General features: G+C 45.8%; 1 protein-coding gene. It reads left to right on the forward strand.

What is annotated here, in order from left to right:
- The first annotated feature begins 118 nt into the window (after positions 1–118).
- The gene (locus tag ACFO3P_RS14545; protein ID WP_289584840.1) at positions 119–1,525 is read left to right on the forward strand and encodes an ISLre2 family transposase; all 1,407 of its coding nucleotides are present in this window, start codon (positions 119–121) and stop codon (positions 1,523–1,525) included.
- The last annotated feature ends 158 nt before the right edge of the window (positions 1,526–1,683 follow it).

Genomic DNA, 1,683 nt, shown 5'->3' on the forward strand with positions numbered 1-1,683 from the left:
GTATGTGTAAAATAATACTCGAAAGTGATAAAAAATCCCCTAGCCAAAAAAGAGAAGGTACTCTATCATAAAATGTATGCTTTGCAGGGCATAATACATTTACGAAAGAGGCCTTCTCATGGAACTAATTATATCAAAACTATATGAATTAATAAAGGATACAACGAATGTCATTGAAATGGAGGAAGAAGCCCATCGCCTGATGTATGGTTGCTTCACAAGTTTAGTAGGGCAAGTCTTCCAAGAACTGGATCGTGTACTGGTATCTCAACGATTGGCAGAAGGATGGAAGCGAGAACGTACCGATAGCCGAAGTATCCAGTTTATGTTTGGAATGGTAACATTCGATCGTACCTTGATGAAAAAACCCAATGGTCAAGCGATCTATCCCTTCGATGAATGGATCGGTTTGCGGAAGAGGCAGCGCTACAGCCCCTTGGTGGAGGTCAAAGTAGCGGAGATGGCCAGTGAAAGCACGTATAGAGAAGTAGCCCATACATTAGAAGCATGGACGCCTGTCCAGCTGAGTCATCAAACGGTGGGACAGATGGTGAAAGTGGTAGGGAAAGCCCAAGCTCAAGCTGATCAAGACCGAGTGACAGAGATGGAAGAAGCTACTTCTTTACCAGAAGGGAAAAAAGTGGACTATTTTTATGCAGAGGCAGACGGGGTCTTTATTCGTGGATGTCAAAAGAAACAGCATATGGAAGTGCGACACGCTATCTTGTATGAAGGATGGGAGAAACGAGGAAACCGTGTCTCTCTGAAGGAACCAACCGTTATTCTGACCACCCAGCCAACAGATGTTTTTTGGGAGGGGGTTCAGACGATGGCAGCCAGTCGTTACAGCCTAGAACAGACCCAAGTAGTGACAAATAGTGATGGTGGCAACGGTTATACGGCAGAACGATTTCAAACGGCTTTTTCCCAATCCCAGCATCAGGTGCTCAACCAGTTGGATGCCTATCATGTAGCTCAGAGCGTGAACCGCACCTTTCCTTCCGAAGAAAAGGGAAATAAAAAGGCGGTCCGCAAGGCGATAAAGACCCGTGATTTAGAGGCATTTAAACTACAAGTAGATACGTATGAAAGTACGTTAGAAGACGACAAACAGATCGAGAAAGTGCAACGCTTTCGCCAGTATATTCTTCATAACTGGCAGCGTATTTATGATTGGCGGGAGGTTATCTCCGACTGCCCAGCAGATGCCAGGAAACTAGGAGCGATGGAATCCCATCAACGACAGGTGTCCTTCCGCATGAAAAAACGCGGGATGCATTGGAGTCAGGCAGGTGGAGAAGCGATGGTCAAGATTAAGCAAGGCATACGAAATCAAACCTTACGACAAGCTTATTTGGCGAACCAGCAACGAAGCACAAGAAAACAAAGAGACGTGAAAAAGGGAATCCGAGTGGCTGCCCTACTGCGTCAGCCGACCAAAGCTTCCATAGGTGCTAAACAAGGCAGAATACCTCTGTATGGGGCGCATTCATCCGCTATGGGTCAGCTAGTTAAAAGTTTTTAAATCATAGCCTTGGTGGTGCGTGATGGTTCTGGAACGGTAGAACCGTCACGCACCACCAAGGGGAACAAGCGATAGCGCGTTAGTCTAGGCAAGTGTACATTTTGATAAGACCTGAAATATTGGTGGGAAAACTATGTCGAGAAAAACTTGACACATAC

It is taken from the genome of Oceanobacillus aidingensis (genome assembly GCF_042654105.1).
Taxonomy (GTDB): domain Bacteria; phylum Bacillota; class Bacilli; order Bacillales; family Amphibacillaceae; genus Oceanobacillus; species Oceanobacillus oncorhynchi.

Coding starts and splice junctions, on each gene's coding strand:
- ACFO3P_RS14545 (WP_289584840.1), top strand. CDS start 119: ATGGAACTAATTATATCAAAACTATATGAATTAATAAAGGATACAACG.